The sequence below is a fragment of the Clostridium sp. UBA6640 genome, from assembly GCF_002455975.1.
Classification (GTDB): Bacteria; Bacillota; Clostridia; order Clostridiales; family Clostridiaceae; genus Clostridium_J.
Genome location: NZ_DKLM01000070.1, coordinates 31,439 through 56,651 on the forward strand (window position 1 = coordinate 31,439; position 25,213 = coordinate 56,651).

At 28.6% G+C, this 25,213-nt stretch carries 20 protein-coding genes and 4 tRNA genes; 21 read left to right on the forward strand and 3 right to left on the reverse strand.

From position 1 onward, the window contains the following. Nucleotides 1–91: 91 nt before the first annotated feature. The 14 genes from lonC to B2W91_RS07565 all read left to right on the forward strand — a co-directional run bounded on the left by lonC (nucleotide 92) and on the right by B2W91_RS07565 (nucleotide 16,883). The gene (lonC, locus tag B2W91_RS07500) at nucleotides 92–1,948 is read left to right on the forward strand and encodes a Lon family ATP-dependent protease (protein WP_291579830.1); all 1,857 of its coding nucleotides are present in this window, start codon (nucleotides 92–94) and stop codon (nucleotides 1,946–1,948) included. A gap of 104 nt (nucleotides 1,949–2,052) precedes the next feature. Continuing rightward, nucleotides 2,053–3,384, forward strand: a complete 1,332-nt coding sequence (locus B2W91_RS07505; RefSeq protein WP_291579777.1) for a replicative DNA helicase — start codon at nucleotides 2,053–2,055, stop codon at nucleotides 3,382–3,384. A 358-nt stretch (nucleotides 3,385–3,742) separates the two neighbouring features. Next, entirely contained in the window at nucleotides 3,743–4,645 is a 903-nt protein-coding gene (locus B2W91_RS07510) for a CAP domain-containing protein (protein WP_291579779.1), read from the forward strand. 273 nt (nucleotides 4,646–4,918) lie between these two features. Continuing rightward, nucleotides 4,919–5,251, forward strand: a complete 333-nt coding sequence (locus tag B2W91_RS07515) for a TM2 domain-containing protein (RefSeq protein WP_291579781.1) — start codon at nucleotides 4,919–4,921, stop codon at nucleotides 5,249–5,251. A 368-nt stretch (nucleotides 5,252–5,619) separates the two neighbouring features. Further along, entirely contained in the window at nucleotides 5,620–6,750 is a 1,131-nt protein-coding gene (locus B2W91_RS07520; RefSeq protein WP_291579782.1) for an SPFH domain-containing protein, read from the forward strand. 16 nt (nucleotides 6,751–6,766) lie between these two features. Further along, nucleotides 6,767–7,870, forward strand: coding sequence for a hypothetical protein (locus tag B2W91_RS07525; RefSeq protein WP_291579784.1), 1,104 nt, complete (start codon nucleotides 6,767–6,769; stop codon nucleotides 7,868–7,870). Nucleotides 7,871–8,042: 172 nt separating this feature from the next. Continuing rightward, nucleotides 8,043–9,038, forward strand: a complete 996-nt coding sequence (locus B2W91_RS07530; RefSeq protein WP_291579786.1) for a 3'-5' exoribonuclease YhaM family protein — start codon at nucleotides 8,043–8,045, stop codon at nucleotides 9,036–9,038. Nucleotides 9,039–9,227: 189 nt separating this feature from the next. Next, a complete protein-coding gene (locus B2W91_RS07535) occupies nucleotides 9,228–10,514 on the forward strand; it encodes an adenylosuccinate synthase (protein ID WP_291579788.1) in 1,287 nt (428 codons plus the stop codon). 731 nt (nucleotides 10,515–11,245) lie between these two features. After that, nucleotides 11,246–12,334: a radical SAM protein gene (locus B2W91_RS07540; protein ID WP_291579789.1), complete on the forward strand. Its 1,089-nt coding sequence runs from the start codon at nucleotides 11,246–11,248 to the stop codon at nucleotides 12,332–12,334. Between the two features lie 45 nt (nucleotides 12,335–12,379). Then, complete coding sequence (locus B2W91_RS07545) at nucleotides 12,380–12,661, forward strand: hypothetical protein (protein WP_291579791.1); 282 nt, start codon at nucleotides 12,380–12,382, stop codon at nucleotides 12,659–12,661. After that, on the forward strand, nucleotides 12,654–14,288 hold the full coding sequence (locus tag B2W91_RS07550; protein ID WP_291579792.1) for an ABC transporter ATP-binding protein: 1,635 nt from the start codon (nucleotides 12,654–12,656) through the stop codon (nucleotides 14,286–14,288). Before B2W91_RS07545 ends, B2W91_RS07550 begins: the two co-directional genes overlap by 8 nt. Nucleotides 14,289–14,777: 489 nt before the next feature. Continuing rightward, the gene (locus tag B2W91_RS07555; RefSeq protein ID WP_291579793.1) at nucleotides 14,778–15,692 is read left to right on the forward strand and encodes an ABC transporter ATP-binding protein; all 915 of its coding nucleotides are present in this window, start codon (nucleotides 14,778–14,780) and stop codon (nucleotides 15,690–15,692) included. Between the two features lie 2 nt (nucleotides 15,693–15,694). After that, nucleotides 15,695–16,459 (forward strand): ABC transporter permease, encoded by a 765-nt coding sequence (locus B2W91_RS07560; protein ID WP_291579794.1) that lies wholly within the window; start codon nucleotides 15,695–15,697, stop codon nucleotides 16,457–16,459. Nucleotides 16,460–16,697: 238 nt separating this feature from the next. Then, the gene (locus tag B2W91_RS07565) at nucleotides 16,698–16,883 is read left to right on the forward strand and encodes a DUF1858 domain-containing protein (RefSeq protein WP_291579796.1); all 186 of its coding nucleotides are present in this window, start codon (nucleotides 16,698–16,700) and stop codon (nucleotides 16,881–16,883) included. Nucleotides 16,884–17,006: 123 nt separating this feature from the next. Here B2W91_RS07565 and B2W91_RS07570 read toward each other — a convergent pair whose 3' ends face one another. After that, a complete protein-coding gene (locus B2W91_RS07570) occupies nucleotides 17,007–18,242 on the reverse strand; it encodes an NAD(P)/FAD-dependent oxidoreductase (protein WP_291579797.1) in 1,236 nt (411 codons plus the stop codon). A 379-nt stretch (nucleotides 18,243–18,621) separates the two neighbouring features. Here B2W91_RS07570 and B2W91_RS07575 point away from each other — a divergent pair. From B2W91_RS07575 to B2W91_RS07600, 6 genes are all read left to right on the forward strand, one after another. Beyond that, nucleotides 18,622–18,696 (forward strand) — tRNA-Glu (locus B2W91_RS07575). Between the two features lie 5 nt (nucleotides 18,697–18,701). Further along, nucleotides 18,702–18,777: transfer RNA gene (locus tag B2W91_RS07580), tRNA-Val, on the forward strand. 5 nt (nucleotides 18,778–18,782) lie between these two features. Continuing rightward, a tRNA-Asp gene (locus tag B2W91_RS07585) sits at nucleotides 18,783–18,859 on the forward strand. Nucleotides 18,860–18,864: 5 nt separating this feature from the next. Beyond that, nucleotides 18,865–18,939, forward strand: a tRNA-Thr gene (locus B2W91_RS07590). A gap of 1,186 nt (nucleotides 18,940–20,125) precedes the next feature. Beyond that, on the forward strand, nucleotides 20,126–21,271 hold the full coding sequence (locus B2W91_RS07595) for a double-cubane-cluster-containing anaerobic reductase (RefSeq protein ID WP_291579799.1): 1,146 nt from the start codon (nucleotides 20,126–20,128) through the stop codon (nucleotides 21,269–21,271). 15 nt (nucleotides 21,272–21,286) lie between these two features. Beyond that, complete coding sequence (locus tag B2W91_RS07600; RefSeq protein WP_291579801.1) at nucleotides 21,287–22,042, forward strand: acyl-CoA dehydratase activase; 756 nt, start codon at nucleotides 21,287–21,289, stop codon at nucleotides 22,040–22,042. A gap of 255 nt (nucleotides 22,043–22,297) precedes the next feature. Here the strand turns inward: B2W91_RS07600 and B2W91_RS07605 are convergent, their stop codons facing one another. Further along, on the reverse strand, nucleotides 22,298–23,278 hold the full coding sequence (locus tag B2W91_RS07605; RefSeq protein WP_291579802.1) for an ATP-binding protein: 981 nt from the start codon (nucleotides 23,276–23,278) through the stop codon (nucleotides 22,298–22,300). Beyond that, nucleotides 23,271–24,254, reverse strand: a complete 984-nt coding sequence (locus tag B2W91_RS07610) for a DnaD domain protein (RefSeq protein ID WP_291579803.1) — start codon at nucleotides 24,252–24,254, stop codon at nucleotides 23,271–23,273. Before B2W91_RS07610 ends, B2W91_RS07605 begins: the two co-directional genes overlap by 8 nt. 278 nt (nucleotides 24,255–24,532) lie before the next feature. On the opposite strand from B2W91_RS07610, the gene B2W91_RS07615 reads away from it, so the two are divergent. Then, nucleotides 24,533–25,213, forward strand: a 681-nt coding sequence (locus B2W91_RS07615) for a hypothetical protein (RefSeq protein WP_291579804.1), incomplete at its 3' end; no start/stop codon positions are given.

Here is a 25,213-nt window from a genome sequence, read left to right on the forward strand (position 1 = left end):
GAAACGCTTTAGTAGGTGCAGTGCTTGGTGCACTTACTAAAGCGGATTAAATTTGAATATATTATCAGTTAATGACCTGTACAGTAACGATATGGATAAGATATTACCACTTGATATGCAGGTAGATGTATTATATGAATTGATGTATAAGGTGATAGAAGAAGGCACTATAAAGTCAAGAATAGTTAAATTTAAGCTTCAAAAGCACATAGATAGTCATGATGTTAATAGAAGATTATATGCAGCAAATAAGATTATAAGTAATGGAAAAGGAATAGATATTGTTCCTAATAGCGCTAATATATCAGAGGTGTTAGAAGAGACAAGCAAATTATTAGCAGATACAGTTGCTAAAAGATATGTTCAAAATCAAATAGAAAAAGATGTTGAGCAATATTTAATAGAAAAACAAGACAAGTATGTAGATGAGGTAAGGCTTTCGATAATTAAAAAGCAAAAGGGACCTGAAAATGGAAAAACTCTTAAAAAGTATGCAGAACTTGAGATTTTAGATTCTAGGAAACTTACTAAGAATATAATGTCTATGCTAAGACCTGAAAGCTTTTCAGAAATTATCGGACAAGAAAGAGCAATAAAATCATTGATATCAAAAATGGCTTCTCCATATCCACAGCATATTATACTTTATGGACCACCTGGAGTAGGAAAAACTACTGCTGCAAGATTAGCCTTAGAAGAAGCTAAAAAGCTGAAGCATACTCCTTATAATAAAGATGTTAAATTTGTTGAAGTAGACGGAACAACATTAAGATGGGATCCTAGAGAAATTGCGAACCCTCTTTTAGGTTCTGTTCATGATCCAATTTATCAAGGGAGCAAAAGGGATTTAGCAGAAGTGGGAATTCCTGAACCAAAGCCAGGTTTAGTTACAGATGCTCATGGTGGAGTATTATTTATTGATGAAATTGGAGAATTAGATAGTATTCTTCAAAACAAATTATTAAAGGTTTTAGAAGATAAGAGAGTTGAATTTTCATCTTCGTATTATGATCCTGATGATGAACAAACTCCAAAGTATATAAAATATTTATTTGATAATGGTGCACCAGCAGATTTTGTACTTATAGGGGCTACTACTAGAGAACCTAGTGAGATAAATCCAGCATTGAGATCAAGATGTACTGAAGTGTATTTTGAACCATTATCACCAAGAGATATAGAGAATATAGTTAAAAATGCAGCTAATAAGCTTAATGTTGATCTTGAGGAAAATGTAGCTAAAGAAATTAGTAGGTATACTATTGAAGGAAGAAAAGCTGTAAATATATTAGCTGATGTTTATGGTTATGTATTATATAATAATGATGATGATAGCAGTTATAGAACTACAATAACCATAAAAGCTTTACAGGAAGTTATATCTATTAGTAGATTAAAGCCTTATGAAGAAGTAGTTCTTGCTAATGATAAAGAAATAGGTCAAATTTATGGTTTAGGAGTGGCCGGATATCTAGGTTCAACCTTAGAAATTGAGGCTTCAGTTTTTGAAGCTAAAACTAAGGGGGCAGGAGTAGTTAGGTTTAACGAAACAGCTGGAAGCATGGCCAAAGACTCAGTGTTTAATGCAGCATCAGTAATAAGAAAAATTACAAATAAAGATATTAAAGATTATGACATACATGTTAATGTAGTCGGAGGAGGAAATATAGATGGTCCTTCGGCTGGGGCAGCTATAACTGTATGTATCATAAGTGCATTACTAGATAAACCATTAAGACAAGATATAGCAATTACAGGAGAGATATCACTGAGAGGAAAGGTTAAACCAGTAGGGGGAATATTTGAAAAAGTATATGGTGCTAGAAGAAAAGGCATTAAAACAGTTATTATTCCTAAGGATAATATAAATGAAGTACCTTTAGGCCTTTCAGATATACAAGTTATAGCTGTATCAACTATAGAAGAACTATTAGAAATTGTATTTTAGCATAAATTCGAATATAATTTAAATTAAAAAATAAATTATAACCCTGCTATAACTTTTATTAGCGGGGTTATAATTAGTATAAGAGTGTTTAAGGAGATGATGTCGTGAACGCACCTCTTAGAAGTATGCCACATAATCTTGAGGCAGAACAATCCGTTCTAGGGTCAATGCTTATAGATAAAGTCGCCATTGCTGCAGCTGCTGAGACTTTAGAAGGTGAAGATTTTTATAGAGATTCACATAAAATTATATTTAAATCTATAAAGGAGTTATATCAGAAGGATATACCTGTAGATATGATAACTTTAATAGAACATTTAAGATCCACAGAAAAGCTAGATGAGGCAGGAGGGATATCTTATATTACAGAAATAAGTGGTTCTGTACCTTCTACTGCCAATCTTACTTCTTACATACAAATTGTTGAAGACAAGGCAATATTAAGAAGACTTATTAGAAGTGCAACAGAGATTATAGAAACAAGTTATAATAAGCAAGATGATGTTGATGCAGTAGTAGATTTAGCAGAAAAGAATGTATTTAACATATCAGAGAAGAAAAATACAAGTGATTTTGAGCCTATGAATGTTGTACTTGAAAGAGGCTTTGAAGAAATAGAGAGAATTTATAACAATAAAGGAGAAACTACAGGTGTACCATCTGGATTTAAAGATCTAGATGAAAAGACAGCAGGATTTCAAGGTGGTGACATGGTTCTTATAGCAGCTAGGCCTTCTATGGGAAAAACTACTTTTGCATTAAACTTAGCTCAACATGCTGCACTTAGAGCAGGAAAAAGTGTTGCTATATTTTCTTTAGAGATGGGTAAAGAACAATTAGCCTATAAACTTTTATGCGCTGAAGCAAATGTAGATATGACTAAGTTAAGAACAGGAGATCTTGATGAAAGAGACTGGGAAAATATCGCAAGAGCTTCTGGGCCGCTGGCTGATGCAAAAATATTTATAGATGATACAGCAGGTGTATCTATAATGGAAATGCGATCTAAATGTAGAAGATTAAAGATGGAGCATGGAATAGATATGATTTTAATAGACTATCTTCAGCTTATGAGTGGAAGTGGTGGAGAAAGTAGGCAACAGGAAGTTTCAGAGATATCAAGAAGTATAAAGGCTATTGCTAAGGAGATGAAGTGCCCAGTAATAGCATTATCACAGCTTTCTCGTGCACCTGAGCAACGTGCTGATCATAGACCTATGCTTTCAGACCTTAGAGAGTCAGGTTCTATTGAGCAGGATGCTGACCTTGTTATGTTTTTATATAGAGATGAGTACTACAATAAAGAAAGCGAAGATAAAAATGTAGCTGAATGTATAATTGCTAAGCAAAGAAATGGTCCTGTAGGTACAGTAAAATTAGCATGGCTTGGACAATATAGTAAGTTTGGATCATTAGATATAATTCATAGGGAGTAGGAAACTACTTCCTTTTTATATGTCCAAAATCATAAAAAGCTAAACTTATAAATAATTAAAAAGATAATGTAAAGAAGTTTATGGTAATTAAGATTATTATTGGATAAATATTATTACATAAATGAAAATTTAAAACTCCGTATTATGGACAAATAAGGGGCTAGGCTATCGTTATTATAATGTATGGATTTTTATATGGTAATTGTGAAATTTGACCTCATATTCCGATTTATGTATCCATTATGACTATATTTGGTTACATAGGAAAGGATTTAATAATGAATTTTAAGATGAATACAATTATACTTAAAACCAAACATTAAATTTCTTTATAAAAACACATAGGGGGAAAATTTTTATGCTAAGAAGAAAAAATAATGTGGTAGTAATGCTTATAGCTTTAGCTGCTATATTAGGTGGATGCAGTAATGCTAAACAAGATACGGAGACGTCTATTAAAGATGAAATTCAACAAGAATCAAAAATTACGGAAAGTAAAATAAAAAATGATGATAAAAAAGATGTTAATAATGGAACTTTAGGTAAACAAGTATCAGATAATAAGGTTGAATCTAATAAAGTAGAAGATAATAAAAACTCAACTAATGAAGCACAACAGTATACAGTAGCTGCTGACAAACCAGTTAACAAACCTGTAGAACAAAGCAAGCCAGTAACAGATAATAAAAAAGTTGAAGAAAGCAAAAAGCCAGCGGCTTCACCAGTGAAAGAAGAAGCTGTAAATTCAAATAAAGATGCTGCTAAACCAACTCCTAATCCAGCTCCAAAGCCATCTCCTAAACCAGAAACGGAAACTACAAATAATGCTGTAAAATCAGGTAACTATGAATATCTAAACGCAGTTGAAGATGAAGTTTTAAGATTATGTAATATAGAGAGAGAAAAACAGGGACTAGCTCCACTTGTTATGGAAGAAAAACTAAGAGGAATAGCTAGAATTAAATCTGCTGAAATGTTAGAGCATAACTTCTTTGATCATAATTCTCCTATCTCTGGAAGTCCTTCTAATTTGATGAAAATTAATGGGTATACAAATTGGACAGCCTCTGGTGAAAATATTCAAATGAGCCAAGGTAGAGCTAAATCTAGTGTTACAGCTAGTTATATAGTTGGACAATGGATGAATTCACCTGGTCACAGAGCGAATATATTAAGTAAAGAATTTAAGAAAATAGGTGTAGGTATAGTGTTTAGAGATTCAGATTTAAAGGCATATGAAACTCAACTATTTTCTAACTAGGCCATATGAGAGAAAATAACTAGTTAAAAATCAATGATATATTTTCTATTAGGCAATGAATAGATTTTTGATGATGTAGTATGGGAAAATATTTATTTTTTAAAATGTGAATGAGATAATATAAGGTAGATCTTTAAGTAGGTCTACCTTTTTATAAGAGAATTATAATTGCTTTTAAGCTTTTATTGGATAAATTTTAAAAGTTTTTAGTTATATACATTATGAACATATCATAAATTATATTAATGGAGCTTATATAGAGGAGATAGTTTTATGATATGTTCAAGGTGTGATTATAGTAATGAAGAAAATTTAACTAAATGTAAAAACTGTGGGCAAATTTTATATGAAGAAGTAAGTGTTAAAAGCTGGTACACTACTTTAGTATTATGCATTTTATTTGGATTTTTAGGTATCCACAGATTTTATGTAGGAAAAGCAGGAACCGCTATTATTATGCTTTTGACTTTAGGTGGATTCGGTATTTGGATATTAGTTGATATTCTTACACTAATACTAGAGGAGTTCAAAGATGAAGATAATAAAAGATTAGTTAGACATGCTGATCTAGAGTTAATAGCTGCGGATAAGGAAGAAAGCATTTAAATAATTTCCTAAGAAATAAATATATTACTTTTAAAGCTAATTCATGCATTCATAAAATTTAGTTATTAAATCATTTAAGTTTATATTAATATGAAATTGAGAATTGACTATGTGAAAATAGATAATTATGGTGAGTTGTCAGCACAGTATGAGAAGTTTTAAGCTAATTATTTTAAAGCAATAATTAAAGATTCTAATTGTAATACTAAAAACGCATAGCTAAAAGGCTATGTATTTTTATTTTTCTTATATAGATAACATAAAAGTCATATGATAAAATAAAATAAATTATATAGATTTTAAACTTTAATGTAAGTTTTTAGCTTATAATTAAACATCGACAACTATAGTTAAAAGGAGGACTTATTATGGGATTATTTAATTTTTTAAAAGGTCAATTTATAGAGGTAATAGAGTGGACAAATAGTAATTTAGATACTATTGTGTATCGATTTCCAGTAATGAACAAAGAAATAAAAATGGGTGCAAAGTTAACAGTTAGGGAATCGCAAGTAGCTATATTTGTAAATGAAGGACAAATTGCAGATGTATTTACTCCAGGATTATATGAGCTTACTACACAGAATTTACCTATATTAACAAAACTAAAATCATGGAAATATGGTTTTAATTCTCCTTTTAAAGCAGAAGTATATTTTGTGAATACTAGGCAGTTTACAAATCAAAAATGGGGTACTACAAATCCAGTTATGATGAGAGATCCTGAATTTGGAATGCTTAGACTTAGAGCTTTTGGAGCTTATTCTTTTAAAGTTCTAGATCCAGTAATATTTATGAAGGAAATATTTGGTACTAGTGAAATTTTTGATACAGAACATATAAATGGTCAGTTAAAAAGACTAATCGTTTCTGGAATGTCAGATTTACTTGCAGAAACTAATATAGCAGCTTTAGATCTTGCCAGATATTATGATGAGCTTGGAGAAGAGTCCACAATTAAATTAAAGTCTCGCTTTGAAGCTATGGGACTTAGTCTTACAAATGTTATTATAGAAAATATATCTCTTCCAGAAGAAGTTGAAAAAGTTATGGACAAGAGAACTTCTATGGGGGTTATAGGTAATATTGATCAATATGCTAAATATCAAGCGTCTGAAGCAATAAGAGATGCAGCACAAAATCAAAGTAATGGATTTGCAGGAATGGGAGCAGGCCTCGGAGCTGGTTCTGCTATAGGAAATATGATGAACAATGCCCTTAATAATTTAAATTTTAATCAAGCTGTGGATACTAAAGAGACAATAAAATGCAAAAAATGTAATGCAGAAATTGATAAAAACTCTAAGTTTTGTCCAGAATGCGGAGAAACTGTAAATTTAAAAATTAAATGTATAAAATGCAATGCTGATATACAAGAGGGAGCTAAGTTCTGTCCTGAATGTGGTGCATCTCAAAATGCGAAGAAATTATGTTCAAATTGTAATGCAGAACTTGATCTAAATGCTAAGTTTTGTCCAGAGTGTGGAACTAAATCTTAAATATTAGGAGGATATTATGAATAGCCAAATTGAGGATGAAGTAAAGTCAAAAAAAGATACCGATAAATTTACTTGTAGTGGTTGTGGTGCTAACATGATTTATGATCCTAATATAAAGATGTTAACATGTCCTTATTGTTCCAATAATAAAGAGATTGAAGCTGAAAGTGGAAATATAGAGGAGCATGATTTTTATAGTACTATCGATAAACAAGGTACTGATTGGGGGACAGAAACTAGAGTTATACATTGTGATAGCTGTGGTGCAGAAACTATTTTAGAAAAAAATAACACTGCTCAATTTTGTGCCTTTTGTGGTTCTTCACATATAGTTAAAGGAGAAGAAAGTAATATAGTGCCAGAATCACTTATACCATTTAAAATAGGAGATAAAGAAGCTAAAGCAAAGTTTAATCAATGGATAGGAAAACATTCTCTTGCCCCTAGAGCATTAAAATCCGGACATCAAAGTGATAAGCTTAAAGGAATATATATTCCATTTTGGACATATGATACAGAAACGTACTCTACATACACAGCGGAAGCTGGAACATATTATTATGCTACAGTAACTTATTATGTAAATGAAGATGGTAAACAAGTTGCTAAGACAAGGCAAGAAAGACGAACCAGATGGGAATATACTAATGGAAATTATAATGAGTTTTTTGATGATGTACTTATAAATGCTTCTACTCAACTTGATGGGAGTTTGATGGATAGAATTAAACCATATGATTTGAAAGAATTAGTTCATTATAATCCTGAGTTTATATCTGGTTTTTATGCTGAGCGTTATGGAATAGACCATGTTACTGGGTTTAATAGTGCTAAAGAGCATATAAATGAAATAATAAATTCAGATGTAATTGATAAAATAAATGCTGATGAAGTCAGAAATGTAAATATAAAAACTGCCTTTGAAGATGTAAAATTTAAGCATATATTGCTTCCTATATGGGTTTCAAGTTATAGTTTTAAGAATAAAGTTTATAAATATTATATAAATGGTCAAACAGGAGAAATACAAGGGGAAGCCCCTGTAAGTGGCTGGAAGATATTCTTTACCATAGCATTAATAGTAGCGATTATATTTATAATCTATAAACTTATAAAATAATTAATTTAAGCATTTTATCTTTAGAATCAATTTCTAAAGATAAAATGTTTTTTAAGTATGTGAAACTGTTCATTCTAATATATTTTTGTGTAGAAGGTTATATAATATATTATAATATTATTNNATAATAGACGTAAATAATTATTATTAATTAATTTTAAGGAGATATAGTATGGAATATAAGAGAAATGGAGATTTTATGATTAAGAAAATAAACGAATTTGAAAAGAGCGATAAAATAGAGAATTATTATTTAATAAAATCAGTAGAATGTAAGTTAACTAACAATAGCACTACTAACAAATACTTAGATGTTAATTTAACTGATAGTACAGGTGAAATAAATGCAAAGCTTTGGGAAGTTCCCGTTGAATTTGAAACATTATTTAGCGAAAATATGTTAGTAAAAGTTAGAGGTATAGTAAATGAATATAGAGGGAAGCTTCAGTTAAAAATAGATAAGATAAGAACAATAAATGATAGTGATGATATTAATATAGAAGAGTTTGTTCCTACTGCACCACATAAATCTGAAGATATGTACGAAATTGTTTTAGATTATATTTGCAAAATAGAAAATGAAGATATTAGAAATATAACAGAAAAAATTATAGATAATTGTGGAGATAAGCTATTTCATTATCCTGCTGCAAAGTCTAATCATCATGCAGTAAAAGGTGGACTTTTATATCACATTACTACAATGTTAAAAGCAGGTGAAAAATTATTAGAAATATACAGTCATTTAAATAAAGATTTATTATATGCAGGTGTAATACTTCATGATATTGCTAAAATATATGAAATGAGTGCTAGCAATTTAGGAATAGTGTCTCAGTATACAATAGAAGGACAGCTTTTAGGGCATATTATATTAGGTATTAACCTAGTAGAAAAGGCTGGTGTAGAAGTAAAGGCTGATAAAGAAGTAGTAATGCTTTTACAACATATGATTTTAGCACATCACTATGAACCTGAGTATGGAAGTCCTAAAAAGCCTATGATACCAGAGGCTGAACTTTTACATCACTTAGATATAATTGATGCTAGAATGTACGATATGAATAAAGCATTAAAAGAGACTGAAATAGGTAGTTTTTCTGAGCGAATATGGAGTTTAGATAATCTTAATATATATAAGAGCTTCATAAGTAATTCACAACAATAGATTTAGTATAAGTAAACTTAATCTTAGGCAAATAATATGAAAGCTTTAGATAATATTTTATAGTTGGGCCTACTAAACATTGACATTCAGCCTTTTAACACCATATGCCAACTAGGGTTAATAAGATTATTTTAAAAGATATCAATGGAGTTTATGATAAAAATAAATTTACGAAAGAGAGGATTTAGAATGTCATCATTTGTAGTTTTAGGAGCCCAATGGGGAGATGAAGGTAAAGGTAAAATGACAGACTACCTAGCAGAAAAAGCAGATGTAGTTGTCAGGTTCCAAGGAGGAAATAACGCAGGTCATACTGTTGAGGTAGGAGATAAGCAATATAAGCTTCATCTAATTCCTTCAGGAATATTATATAAAGAAAAATTAAATATAATTGCCAATGGAGTAGTTGTAGATCCTGAAGCACTATTTAAAGAGATAGAATATCTAGAAGGACTAGGAGAAAACATAACTCCAGACAGATTAATAGTGAGTGATAGAGCACAAGTTATAATGCCATATCATAAGGTATTAGATAAATTAAAGGAAGAAGCTAGGGGTAAAAATGATATAGGGACTACTCGTAAGGGAATAGGGCCTTGCTACAGCGATAAAGTTGATAGAAATGGAATAAGAGTTTGTGACCTTATAAAACCTGAAGTTTTAAAAACTAAATTAGAAGAATATTTACCTGCTAAAAATAAAGTGATAACTAAGCTTTATGGTGGAGGAGCTTTAAATTTAGATGAGGTTTATGCTAAATATTTAGATTATGGTAAAAGATTAAAACCCTATGTTGAGGATACATCAGTTAGAATATTTGAGGCTATAAAAGCAAATAAAAAAGTTTTATTTGAAGGAGCACAAGGTACATTACTTGATATAGATTTTGGTTCATATCCATATGTAACTTCATCTAATACTACTGCTGGAGGAGTGTGTGTTGGCACAGGAATTGGACCAACAATGATAAATAGTGCAGTTGGTGTGGTTAAGGCATATACTACAAGGGTTGGTAAAGGGCCATTTCCAACAGAGTTAAATGATAAAGTTGGAGATTGGATAAGAGAAAAAGGTCATGAATATGGGACAACAACGGGAAGAAGCAGAAGATGTGGTTGGTTAGACCTTGTAATATTAAAAACAGCAGCAAGAGTGTCAGGACTTACAAGCTTTGCAGTAACTAAAATGGATACATTAGCAGGACTTGAAAAATTAAAGGTTTGTGTTGGATATAATTTTGAGGATAAAATTATAGATTATTTCCCAGCAAGCTTAGAAGATCTTGCTAAGTGTGAGCCAATATACGAAGAATTTGATGGTTGGGATGATAGTATTGCAGATGCTAGGACTTATGAGGAGTTACCAGAAAATGCGAAAGTATATTTAAAAAAATTAGAAGAATTCACTGGTGTTAGAACATCAATAGTATCTGTAGGGCCAAGAAGAGATCAAACAATGATTGTAAGTGAATTATAACCAAAAGCATATGATTTTCATGTGCTTTTTATTATTTTATAGGAAATTATACATTATCAATAAAATTACTAAATATCTATTACAAATTAGTCCTAAAGATTTTGATAGTAAATATTATAAGTTTAAAAGCAAATTAAGTAGAAAAAGAAGGAAAACTGAACAAAAAGAAGGAAAATATAGAAAAAAGTAGAATAATATACATAAAATTGAAATTATATGAAAAATATGTAATTGCAATTGTATTAACTATATATGGGGGAGGGATAAAATGAATTACGGCGAAAAATTGGGACTGGTTGGTTCAGCGGAAAATAAATGTAATAATTGTTAGTTTATTAAATGTAAAGTTGATAAGCTATAAATTTAATATGAAAAAGGAGTGAGCAAAATGAATTACGGTGAAAGAATAGCAGTAGTTGGTTCAGCGGAAAATAAATGCAATAATTGTTAGTTTACTAAATGTAAAGTTGATAAGCTATAAATTTAATATGAAAAAGGAGTGAGCAAAATGAATTACGGCGAAAGAATAGCAGTAGTTGGTTCAGCGGATAATAAGTGTCATAACTGTTAATTTGTAAGGTAATAATAAATCTTTCAGTTTGTAATTTGGAAAAGCCACTGCTATTTTAAAGGAATACTGAAAGATTTATTTATTTCTAGATATTACATTTAAAGTAGGATAAGTTTTTCTGATGTTATATAAATAAAATTTTTATAGGGGGAGATATAAAATGGGTCTATCGGTAAAATGGGATATAACTTACAAATGTAATTTGAATTGTGGACATTGCATAAATGGTAGTTTTTTGAATAATAAGCAAGATGAGATAAGTTTATTAGATATAAAGAATATAATTAATAAATTTTCAAAAATTAAAACTGAATATGTTCATTTATTAGGAGGAGAACCTACTTTTAGAAAAGACTTCGTAGATGTATGTAATTTTTTTAAAGAAAAAAATATTAATTTTGGATTTAATACAAATGGTTTAAATTTAATGACTCCTAAAATAAAAGATGTAATGTTTAATGAATCATTACGAAATATTGTATTTAGTTTAGAAGGACCAACTGCAGAAATCAATGATGGAATAAGAGGAAAAAATGTGTTTGATATTGTTGTAGATAATATTAAAAAAATTGTAGATATAAAAGATGCTAATAAACTAAATAATTTAGTTATAACAGTAAATACAGTAGTTTCAAAACAAAATTATAATTATATTATAGATATGATAGATTTTTGTATAAGCTTAGGTGTAAATGAATTTAATTTATTGCAACTTATAGAGGATGGGAATGCGAAAGATAAAAATTTAAAAATATCTGATGAGGAAGAATTAGATTTAGTAAAAAATATAGCTTTAAAATATACAACAATAAAAGATAAAATCAAAATAAATCCAAAGTTTGTTATGCCTATTGTAGTAGATTATTGTGAAAAAATGTTTGACTTAGAATTTCCGAAGTATGCTCATGGATGTGGAGCAGGAACTACATTTTGTTTTCTTAATAATAAAGGAGAATTATTTCCATGTGATAGATATGTTGATTTAACTAGAAAATCAATGAGTTGTGAACAAAATTCATTATTAAACAATGAATTTTATACTATTTGGGATAATGAAATTTTTTCACAACCATTTGAATTAACTGAAGGTATGAATTATTATGGCAAATATACTCCATGTAATAGGTGTGATCATCTACAAAAAGATTGTTTTCCTTGTATCGTTTTTGGTTTAAATGAAGAATCACATAACGTAGATTGCTGTACAAAATACTTCGAAATTTTAGAAAAGAATAATAAAGAGCATTAATAATCTTATAACTTTTATCAATAAAATTAGTAGAGGTGATATAAAATGAGGTCTATAGTTTTAGAAAAAAATAAAATTCCAGTTAGAATTACTAGATCCTTTGAAAACTATATATTATTTAATACTTTAAGCTTTAAATCTATATATTTGGATGAAATAAGTTTCAATATATATCAATTTATCCAGATGAAAGCTATAACGAGTATTGAGGAAATCAATAAGCATGTAAAAAAGCAAAGGTATGATTCTAGAATTTCAGAAAATGATTTAGATAAATTTATAGATTTTTTAGAAAGTATGGAGTTTATAAAGTGTACTAATGTTTAAAAATAAAAAAATATATCAAATATTTTCAAGTTTTAGAAGTAAGCAAATATTTATATGTATATTGATTTCTATTGAAATATCAATAGCAGCTTATATACCTTTTTTAATTAAAGATTTAATAAATATAATTACTTATAATAATAGCATTGATAAAGTAATTAATATATCTTGGATATTAGTTATAATAACAATATTACATGTAATTATATTAAAGTTTGAAAATTATTATTGGCATAAATTAAGACTTGAATCTATAAACTTTTTACGATTAAAAATGTTTCAATCTTCTTTAACGAAGTCTAAATCTTTTTTTGATACTAAGAGTATAGGCGAAATATTAGCCTTAATAATGGATGATGTAAGTATAGTAGCGCAAAATATAGTTATTGGCTTACCTATGCTATTTTCAAATATAATAAATTTTATAATAATAATATGTGTTCTTTTTAATTTAAATAGAAAACTAACTGTCTTGACATTATTGGTATTGCCTATATATATTGTTTGGTTTCATCATTTAAATAAAAAAGTAAGAAAAACGAGCAAATATGAACGTGAAAAATTTTCAATAGTAATGAAAGATGCTCAAGAAAAATTGCAAGCTGTAGATACCATAAAAGTATTTAATATGGAATCAATTATGACAAGAAATTTTGAAAGTAAGTTAAATAGTCATTTTAAATTTTTAAAAAAAAATTTAGTTTATAATAATTTAGGTTCAGGTTTAAACAGATTAATTATTTCATTACTACCAATTCTAATATTAGTCTATGGTAGTATATTAATTACTGAAAATCAACTTTCTATTGGAGCGCTTATAGCATTTTTTACATATATATCAAATATATATGAACCATTGTCTAATTTATCAGATTATAATTTAGGATTACAAGCATCTCTATCAGTTAGTGATAGGATCATGGAGTTTTTAGAATTAGATATAATAAAAAATATAGGTACAATAAATATAAATAAATTTGAATCTATAGAGTTTAAAGATGTTTCATTTGGATACGAGGATAATAAATTTATTTTAAAAAATTTTAATTTTAAAATAAATAAAGGGGATCATGTAGGGATTGTAGGCAAAAGTGGATCTGGTAAAAGCACATTGTTAAAGCTGTTATTGGGAATGTATCCTGTAACTAGTGGTCAAATATTAATTAATAATATAGATATAAAAAATATTAACATAGCATCACTATACTCTATGATGTCTATACAAGAACAAGTACCTTTCATTTTCGATGGAACTTTAGAAGAAAATTTGGTGTTAAATTCATCCATAAAAAAAACATTTTTAGATGATATAATTAGTGCAATGTATGTATCGGAGATAGGAAGTTATGATAAAAAAATATCACTTTCTAACTTATCAGTTGGACAAATGCAAAGAATATGTATGGCTAGGGCACTTGTAAAGAATCCTAAGATTTTAATTTTAGATGAACCGACAGCTGCTTTAGATTTAGATTTAGAAAAAAAAATTCAAGAAAATTTGAAGAGTTTAACAAAAGATAAAACAGTATTGTTAGTAACTCATAGAACTGTATTACTAGAAAGCTGTAACGTAATTTTGAATATAGAAGATAACTATACAATTGATGTAAATGTTGTTAAAAATTGAGTTTTTTATTCAATTTAGCTCTTATTGGGGAGTAGAAATATTATAGCTACCCTTATAGGAGCTTTTTATGTTTTACAATTTAAATATATTTTGCTGGTTATTATTGAATAAGCTAATTTTTAAATTATATTTTTGAAATTAATTTTAATAAAGTATTTATATTCGATGACTTCATCATAACAGCAGTTATTTTAGATAGATTATTACATCATTCTTCAGTTGAGAATGTTAATGGTATAGAACAAGTTACTAAACATAAGTAACTTTAAATAATAATTAGATAACTCCAAAATAATATTTTAAAATGAATGAAAAGCAGCATTTTATTGCTAATACCTACAATTAACATTAAAATAATTTAATATTATTATAATTTTACATTAATGGTATACATTAAATAAAAGTTATAAAATGAGTATAGACGCAAATCGTACAGTCTTTTAGGTACCTAATAAATGTTTATTATCAAAGAAATGGATGTGAGACAATATGTCAGATAAGGTAGTTGAGGTTAAAAACGTCTATAAATCCTTTGGAAAGAAAAAAATAATTAAAGATCTTTCATTTTCTGTTAATAGAGGCGAGATTTATGGATTTTTAGGACCTAACGGCTCAGGAAAGACCACAACAATACGTATGATGGTTGGACTTATAGGAATAGATAAAGGTGATATTTTTATTGAGGGATATGATGTTAAAAAGGATAAAATTAAAGCTTTAGAGCATATAGGTGCAATCATTGAAAATCCTGAATTATATAAATATATGAGCGGCATGAAGAATTTAATTCATTTTGCAAGAATGAGCAAAACACCTGTATCTCAAGAGAGAATAGATGAAGTTGTTAAACTTGTTAAACTGGAACATGCAATAAATAAAAAAGTAAAAACTTATTCTTTAGGAATGAAGCAAAGATTAGGAGTAGCGCAGGCACTTTTACATAAACCATCAATTCTTATATTAGATGAACCAACTAATGGACTTGATCCAGAAGGAATACATGAGCTTCGTGAATATTTAAGATATTTAGCAAAAAAAGAAAATATATCTATAATAATTTCAAGTCACTTATTATCAGAAGTTGAGCTTATTTGTGATAATATAATAGTTATTCAAGAAGGAAAATTAATAGGAGAACGTACTATTAAAAACGAAAATAATAATTTACAAGAGAAGTTAGATGTAGAAATTGAAGTTGATAATATAGATTTAGCTAAAAAGTTAATAAATTCTGTTGGGCTTATTAAAGTAGAGAAAAATAGAATGGTAGTTAGTTTGAGACGAGATGAGATTCCGTTAATCATAAGCAAATTGATTGATGGAGGATTGAAAATTTATGAGGTAAAACAGGTTACTCAATCCTTAGAAGAAGTATTCTTAAGTATGACTAAGGAGGAAAAATAGATATGGGTTTTATTCAGTTAATTAGAAACGAAATTATGAAGGTAAACACAAAAAGAACAGCACCTTATTTTTATATATTTATGGCTGTTGTAGCTATAGCATCAGCAATTATAATTAAATTTAAGGGCATAAATATGGACTATGTAGACTTTATACAAATGTCTATGATGTGGACAAGCTCTCTTATAGGTATGTTTACAATGGTATTAGGAGCACAGATATTCACTGATGAGTGGAAAGAAGGAACAATAAAGCAACTTTTAATACGTCCATGGAATAGAAGTTCTATATTATTTTCAAAATATATAGCAGTAATATTTTTCTTATTAGCTAGTTATATTTTTGCATTTGCTTTTTCATCACTGTTAGGGGTAGCATTCTTTGGTACAAAAGTAACAAGTGAATATACTATACTTATATTGATAAAAAAAGTTTTATATTCAATACCAAAAGATATATTCTATTTAACTTTAGCCTTTAGTTTAGCTACGATTTTTAAAGGTATTGGAATAGCATTAAGTACAGCTATAATAACAAGCTCATTAAGTATGCCATTAATGATGGTGGCTGGAAATCGTTGGTGGGCTAAATATATTATATTTGGCAATCTAAACCTTGAAGTTTATGATTCAAACCCACTAATAAGCAGTAATGCGCCTAAATTCTTTGATGGAACTTTAGGATTTTCATTAGCTATAATAATTGTATATATAGCAGCATTATTAATTATAAGTAATTTAATCTTCGCAAAAAAAGACGTTATTTAAATATTAAAATAGCATCCTAAATAGGATGTTATTTTGTTATATGAATTAATATGTATATAAATTTTTACTTAAGATACAAAATTGTAACAAAAGTTACAGTTTTTTTTGAATTTGTGTTGTATAATAAAGTTAATTAGTAAGGATAAAAAAAACATATAAGAAAATAATAATAAGGTATCTAAGATAAAATAACTAGTCAAAGATGCTTAATATATAATTAATGGAAGAGGTGTTATTTATGAAAATTACTAAAGATATGACAATAGGTGAGGTTGTAAGACAACATGCAAATTCTGTAGATGTATTAATGAGCTTTGGAATGGGTTGTGTAGGATGTCCATCAGCACAAGCAGAAACTTTAGAAGAAGCAGCTGCAGTTCATGGATTAGATCTAGAAAAATTATTAGAAGCTTTAAATAAGTAAATATAAGTAAGCTAGTCTATAAGACTAGCTTTTTTATTTCTAAAATTTATTTTTAATAATACTATTATTTTCTATATCACTAATTATTAATCTTTAATTGAATACAATGATTACTATTTATTATTATGATTCTGAGATTTTAAGGCTTTTGATTGCCGCTGAGGCAGAACTCCATGCCCATTGAAGATTAAAACCACCACAATCTCCATCTACGTCTAATATCTCCCCAGCAAAATATAGATTAGGAACTATTTTTGATTGTAAGGTGTTCTCATCCACTTCTTTTGTATCTATACCACCAGCTGTAACTTGTGCATTATCAAAAGAGTTAGTACCACTTACTTTAAATGTCCATTCTTTTAATAAGGATAATAACGCTTCTTTTTCTTCCCATTCTAGTGACCAGCAAGGCTTATGTATATTATCAATATTAGATTCTTTAATTATTATAGGAATAATTTTTTTGTTAATTATACCTATAAGGGCATCATGTATAGATCTATATGAATATGTTCCAAAATGATTTTCTAAAAATCTCTTTAATTCATCTTTTGAAAGATTACTCATCATATCAATTTTTAAAGATACATCTTTTCCTTTAGATAAATTATAAGAAGCAATTCTGCTAAGTTGAAGGATAGGAGGACCAGAAATACCATAGTCTGTAAACAATATTTCTCCAAACTCACTTCTCCTTAATTTATTATCTACATATATATGTGCATTTCCATCAAATTTAACCCCAGATAGTGCTTTTAACTTATTATGATTTAATTTAAGCTGCACAAGAGCTGGAATAGGATTTATTATATTGTGTCCTAGTTTTTTAGCTAAGGTGAAGCCATAACCATCAGAACCGGTTTTAGGCGCGCTTTTTCCTCCTGTACAAAGTAAAAGTTTGCTGCAAACAAAGTTTTCTTCATTACTACAATTTATAATAAATTTGTTTTTATAATTTATTTCTTTTACTTTATGATTTAAATAAATAGGAACTTCCCTTTCCTCTAGGGCAAATCTAAAAACATCTAGTACAGAAGAAGCCTGTAAAGACATAGGATACATTTTATCACCATCTAAGGTAACTAAATATAAACCAATTGAATTAAAAAGTTCTACGGTATTTTTTAGCGTAAAGCGTTCAAAGACCTTATTAAAAAAAGCTTTATTTTCACTATGATACCTTAAAACATTTATGTTTTTATTGGTTATATTACACCTTCCATTTCCTGTTGTAAGAATTTTCTTACCTATTCTATCATTGCTTTCTAATATAGCTACATCTATGCCTAGGTCTTTTGCCATAATAGCAGCCATAATTCCTGAAGCACCGCCACCAACTATAATAAGGTCATGTTTCAAAATAAAGTCTCCTTTCTAAAAAGAAAAAATAATGTTAAACTTATTATAAGTATTACTAATAAAACCATCAAGTAATCATCAATAAATAATTTATAACTAATATGTCATAAATTATTTAATCCAGAATAGAATATATATTGTGAAGAAACACATAAATTTATTTTAAAACTTTATAATAAATTTCAAATTATGACTTTTTTCTTATAAAAAAGTGCCAGCAAAATTGTTGATTTATCTAGGTTTATAATGTGAAATGAGCTTTTCTGATAAAAAATGAAATTTTTTTTGAAAAATTGTTGACATTGTTAAGGATTTTAGGTATTATATTATTTGTCGGGTGTGCAGAAAGCACCGACCTAACAAAAGTAAAATGACATATGGCTCCTTGGTCAAGCGGTTAAGACACCACCCTTTCACGGTGGTAACAGGGGTTCGATTCCCCTAGGAGTCACCATTAGCGGTCGCATAGCTCAGCTGGGAGAGCATCTGCCTTACAAGCAGAGGGTCACAGGTTCGATCCCTGTTGCGACCACCACATATGGCCCAGTGGCTCAGTTGGTTAGAGTGCCGGCCTGTCACGCCGGAGGTCGAGGGTTCGAGTCCCTTCTGGGTCGCCATAATTGCTGGCATGGCTCAACGGTAGAGCAGCTGACTTGTAATCAGCAGGTTGTAGGTTCAATTCCTATTGCCAGCTCCATGAAAAACTTGAATGTTTACATTCAGGTTTTTTTTCGTTATAGAGAAATACTATAAAAATAATCATTTGTAATTCTTAAGAGTATAGAGATAAACTATATTAGAAATTAATATATATCTAAATATAACTACACCCTTGAGTACTTCAATTCACAATTCACAATGCAAAATTCACAATTAAGGTGGAAATTATTTTTGACCAAAATAATTTCTTTAATGGATTTTTTAGTTAACAATGCAATTGCTAGTTTTCTACCTCTGGGGAACTTAGCCAATTGAGAATTGAAGATTGAAAATTGACAATTGTGGTTGAAATTAATTTTTACAAATTAATTCCTTAAAATGAAAGTGATTGTGTCACTTCAAAAACAAATCAATTTAAAACTTCTCTTATAAAAGAGAAGTATCCATAATTGTCCATTGTCAATCGTGAATTCTCAATTGTATAAGGGTTGCCCTGAGGTCAGTATAGTTTGGAACTAAAACATTGAGTTTAAGCAATACTGTGGAGATATGTAATGTTATTGAAATATCGTTTAATGATGTAGATATTGTGACTTATCATACTGCACCCCAGGGGTTTAATCAATGTAGAATTAAAAATGGACAATTGACAATGCGGTTGAAATTATTTTTAGATAAAATAATTTCTTTAATAGATTTTTTTGACTAGCAATATAATTGCTAGTTATGTGGCGAACACTGTTCGCCGCTACAAAATCAATTCTAAATTTCTCAGTTGCCACTGAGAAATATCCGAAATTTTGAACTGTGAATTGTGAATTCAATAGTTTCAATTATAATACTAAGAAATACCAATTATTTTCACATATATATTAATTTTAGAGCTGGTATATCTATATATTTAATATATCTATAGATAAGCCTGCAATCATTGGAAAACAAAAATTCACAATTGTCAAAATATATGTTAACATTAACTCAAGACGAAGTTGGTTATAGTCGTTTATCCTTTAATTAAAATTTTTCTTTCGTATTTAAAAGCTCAACTATATATAGTTGAGCTTTTAAACTGCAATTAAAAATAACTAGTAAAAGATTTAACATTAATAATTTCTATTCCATAAAAAGCAGTAAAACTATTAAGGATATAGAGATTAAAATTTAAGTGTTTATAAAGGGTAGACAATATTTTGCTCATATATTATATATTTGGAGGGTTTGTAATGAATAATTTACCGAAAAATTTTGAAGAGTTTAATGAAACAAGAAGAAATGGCTTTATTAAAGTTAAAGAGCTAAAAGATAAAGGACAAAAGGTAGTAGGTACATTTTGCACTTTTGCACCAGTAGAGGCTATATATGCAGCAGGTGCATATCCAATAAGCCTTTGTGCTGTTAGCGAAGAGACTATTCCAGATGCAGAAAAACATTTACCCAAAAACTTATGCCCACTTATAAAAGCAAGCTATGGGTTTGCATTAACAGACAAGTGTCCCTATACATATTTTTCAGATTTAATAGTTGGAGAAACTACTTGTGATGGAAAAAAGAAAATGTATGAATATCTAGAAGAAATAAAGCCACTGCATGTTATGCAATTACCTCAAAATACCAATAGAGAACATGCGCTTAAAGTATGGAAAGACGAAATTAAATATTTTATAGAAAGACTTGAAAATCAATTTGATGTTAAAATAACAGATGAAGCACTTAAAGAAGCAATTAAAATTCGTAATGAAGAAAGAACTGTGCTAAAAGATCTTTATTCATTATCAAAATTAAATCCAGCACCAATAAGTGGATTACAACTTCATAAAATAATAGATGCAACTCACTATACTTTTGACAAAAAAGAACAAAATAAAATGTTAAGAGAAACAATAGAAGATATAAAAGTTAATTATGATGCCAAAAAAGACACTTATAAAAATGGACCAAGAATATTAATTACTGGCTGTCCTATAGGGGGAGTAGCAGATAAAGTTTTAACTGCCATTGAAGAAAGCGGTGGAGTAGTAGTTTGTTTTGAGAACTGTTCTGGAATTAAAGAAAAAATTAGGCTAGTTGATGAAACAAAAGATCCAATTGATGCATTAGCGGAAAAATATTTAAGCATTCCATGTTCAGTTATGGCGCCAAATGATGGTAGATTAGATTTAATCAGTGAGCTAGTTGATGAATTCTCAGTTGATGGTGTTATAGATATAACATTACAAGCTTGTCATACTTATAACGTTGAGACTCATAGAATTAAGAAGTTTGTAAATGAAGAAAAGAAAATACCATACATGAATATAGAGACAGACTATTCTACTTCAGATGTTGGACAACTTAAAACTCGTATGGCTGCATTTATTGAAATGCTTTAAAAGGGGAAAATAAGCATGTACTATATAGGAATAGACATAGGATCTACTGCTGCTAAGGTAGCTATATTTGAAGATGATAACTTAAAAGATACTTTTGTTATGCCAACGGGATGGAGTAGCGTTGAGACATCAAAGACCATAGATGAAAAATTAGAATCGATGTGTATATATGAAGAAAATAGAAAAGTAGTAGCAACTGGATATGGAAGAGTTTCTGTACCTTATGCACATAAGTCAGTAACGGAAATAACTTGCCATGGTAAGGGAGCTTCATATCTTTTAGGGGAAGATTGTACTGTCATTGATATAGGTGGACAGGATACTAAAATTATAACTGTTAAAGATGATATGATTACAAATTTTATAATGAATGACAAATGTTCTGCAGGTACAGGAAGATTTATCGAAATTATGTCTAATATACTATCAGTAGATATAGAAGAACTATGTAATTTAGCTTCCAAGGGAGGAAATACTACAATAAGTTCAATGTGTACTGTTTTTGCAGAGTCAGAAGTTATAAGCCTTATAGGGAGTGGGAAAAAAAGAGAGGACATAGCATTTGCAATTATTGACTCAGTAGTTACAAAAGTATCTTCGCTGTGTAAAAAGCATGACGAAGGAGAAAAATATTTTTTAACTGGTGGTCTATGCGAATGTGATTATATTATAGAAATGCTTTGTAATAAGTTAAATAGTGAAGTAAAATCAAATAAATTAGCTAGGTATGCTGGCGCAATTGGTGCAGCAATATTAGCTAAGAAAATATAAAATTAAGAGGTTGCCTAAAGTGGCAGCCTCTTAACTATTTTTAAATGGAATTATAGGTGGTATGATAGAACATTTCTTATTCTTTTTTATTTTTAAACTTTTTTTAAAAGGGGGTATGGATATAGTAGATGGAATGCTAATAGCTACTATAGTCATTGATATGTTATTGGCTTCTTGTACTACTACTATAATTAATGAATTAAGAGAATATGAAGAAAAATGTACATAATAAAAAAGGTAACATAACTTTTTATGCTACCTTTTTATTATAGATTTTTTTAATATTCTAATGTCATTTCCATAAAATTTAAAAAGACTAAAATTACCGAATAATCTTGAAGTAAATCTTTCAGAATAAACATCTGATAGTTCACTTAATGCATAATTAGTGGAAATGAGCATTTTCTTTTGCTTTAAAAGCTTTGTGTTAAGTAAATTAAAAAGTTCTTTTTTAGAGAAGTCTGAGATTTGCTCTGTGCCTAAGTCATCAATTATAAGCAAATCACAATTTATAAGACAGTCTTCCATAGTACTGTTGTTATTAAATTTAACTTCTTTTAAAGCAGAAATTAAATCATCAGAGGTCTTGTAAACTACAAAATACCCATTTTCGATAAGCTCTTTAGCAATACAATGAGATAAAAAAGTTTTGCCGGTTCCTGAATTACCGTAGAAAAGTAAATTATCTTCAATATCGTTAAAGTTTTTAATAAATTCTACAGCTCTTTCGTAGTTACGTTCCATATTTGCTCTAGAGCTGACGTTTTCATTATTATTTAAGTTATTATTAAAATAATTTATGTTAAAGTTATTAAAGTTATTTTTATTAAGTAAATGCTTTAAATCTGAATTATTATAATAAAGTTGAACTAAATATTGTTTATAGCAATTACACTTATCTATATAGATATATCCTGTGTCCTTACACTTATTACATCTATAGTTTAAGGCTAAGTAATTAACATCGTATCCATTAGAAGCTAGTAGTTCACCTTTTTTCATTCTAAGATCTATAATTTTTTCTTTTATAGAATCTATAAAGGTTTCCTTGTTATCCATAGATTTTATTGCTGCCAAAGATAACTTTAAAGAAAGCTTTTTTATTTCATCTTCTATTGCTATAACCATAGGCAATTTTTGCTCAATTTCTTCTTTTCTTAACTTTAAAGCATTTTCTTCAGATTTACGAATATCTTCATAAATTTTCATTATTTCAGAATGATGTTGTTTAATCATTATTATCCCATCCTAGTAATTGTTTCTCTAATTCTTCAAAGTTATAAGATCTTTGCTCATAATTGTTGAAGGTGCCTTTATTTGATAATTTGTTGTTTACTATAGATTTGTGGGTTAATTTTTTTCTATCTTTCTTTTCTATATCTTCTAAAGTTGAAATTCCATCTCTGAACCAACTATTCAATATTCCATCTATATATTTGAAGTCTGCCCTATTAAGTCTTTCAAAGCAGATATCACAGGATTTATATATAATATCTAGAGGAAATTTATAAACTGTTAACCATTTAGTAAGCATTTCTTCTTGAGGCTTCATAATATCTGGTGTATTAATACCCAAATATTTTAAAATTTTTCTTATATTAATCCATTTATCTTCATGTTTTGTGATGAAACTTTGAGCATCTTCAACAGTCTGAATTTTATCATCATGCCATGCCATAGCAATTTTTTCAAAGTATCTATAATCAACCTTACCTTTAGATACGCAGTATTGTATTAAAAGAAGTATCAATTCAGGTGAAAAGTTAAAATCCTTTTGCCATCCTAAATATATTTCAATCTCTTTAGGTGATAAGGTTCTTCCTATAAGTTTTTCTATATCTTGAAGCATATCCTTAATTGAATTGTTATTTAATTCTTTAAGAATATCAATTTTTTTATTGGTATCTTCAATGTTATTAGTCAAATCTAAAAATTCTATAGTATAGTTGCTCATATTATCTATAGCAGCCATCTTTATAACGCCTACTTCACTCCAATAATTCCAAGCATTTAATACGTCTGTTTCTAAAAGAGATAAAGTATTTGCAATTACTGCAGAGTTAGCACCTAACTCTCCGCTTACACAATATTTAAGTCCTAGTAGATATACTTTTACATATTCTCCTCTAGCCGCAGCCATATATTTATCTATAAAGACATTGTTTATAGGTGTATATCCAAAATCTTTATTCTTAAACATGAAAGTACTCATGTACCATCCCTCACTTTTAGTATAAAATACCAACATAATTATTTGCATTGTTTTAAAATATTATTCATTTTATTATCGACTTAATCAACTGACAACTGAGAGAGGATCATTGTTAATTATGCAGATTTTAATATTATTTTAAAACAGCATATATTTTTTTCTCTCATACTTAGTATACCACATAGTTAAATTTAAATTATGAAAATTACCTAAATACTTATGATATGTTTAAAAATTATCTATAGGGGAATATTATCCTATTAGAAAGGAGGTATAGCTTGAAAGAGATTAAAAGTCATATTAAGGAGATTATAGTAGTTACAGTAGCCATAATTGCAGTAAGCTATATGTTGCTTCTTAATAGTTTAGATTACAACGGGTATGTGGTATATAGTGAAGATAGAGCTGTAGCTTATGTAAAAGATAAATTTTGCATAGATGATGCTTATAATAGTCTAAAAGAAGAGACAGTTTTTAAGGAAATTCAATTAGGAGAGTACTTTAGATTTGAAAAAGGTAAAATTGATATAGACAAATTTTTTACAGAGGAACAATTAAAAAATATGCTTTCAAATTACATAGTTGTCGATGCCTATGCAATGAAGTCTGATGAAAAACTAATTGGATTTGTCAAAAACAATAAGGTAGGGGACGAAGCGTTAAAAAAGGTAAAAGACAAATATATAGATACAGCAAAGCTTGAAGATATAGAAAGTATAGATTCAAATAATAACATTTCTTATGAAAAAGTAAAATGTAATTTAAGTTCAGTAATGACTAGTGAACAAATAGCAAATAATGTTATATACCATAATAATAATGAGGAAAAATTAATAACCTTTACTGTAACTAAAATAGAAAAAGCAAAGCCAGTTATTAATTTAGATTATGAAGATTCCACATTTGCATTTTTAGAAAAACAGCTTTATGTGCCTGCTAATGGGGTTATTACATCACAT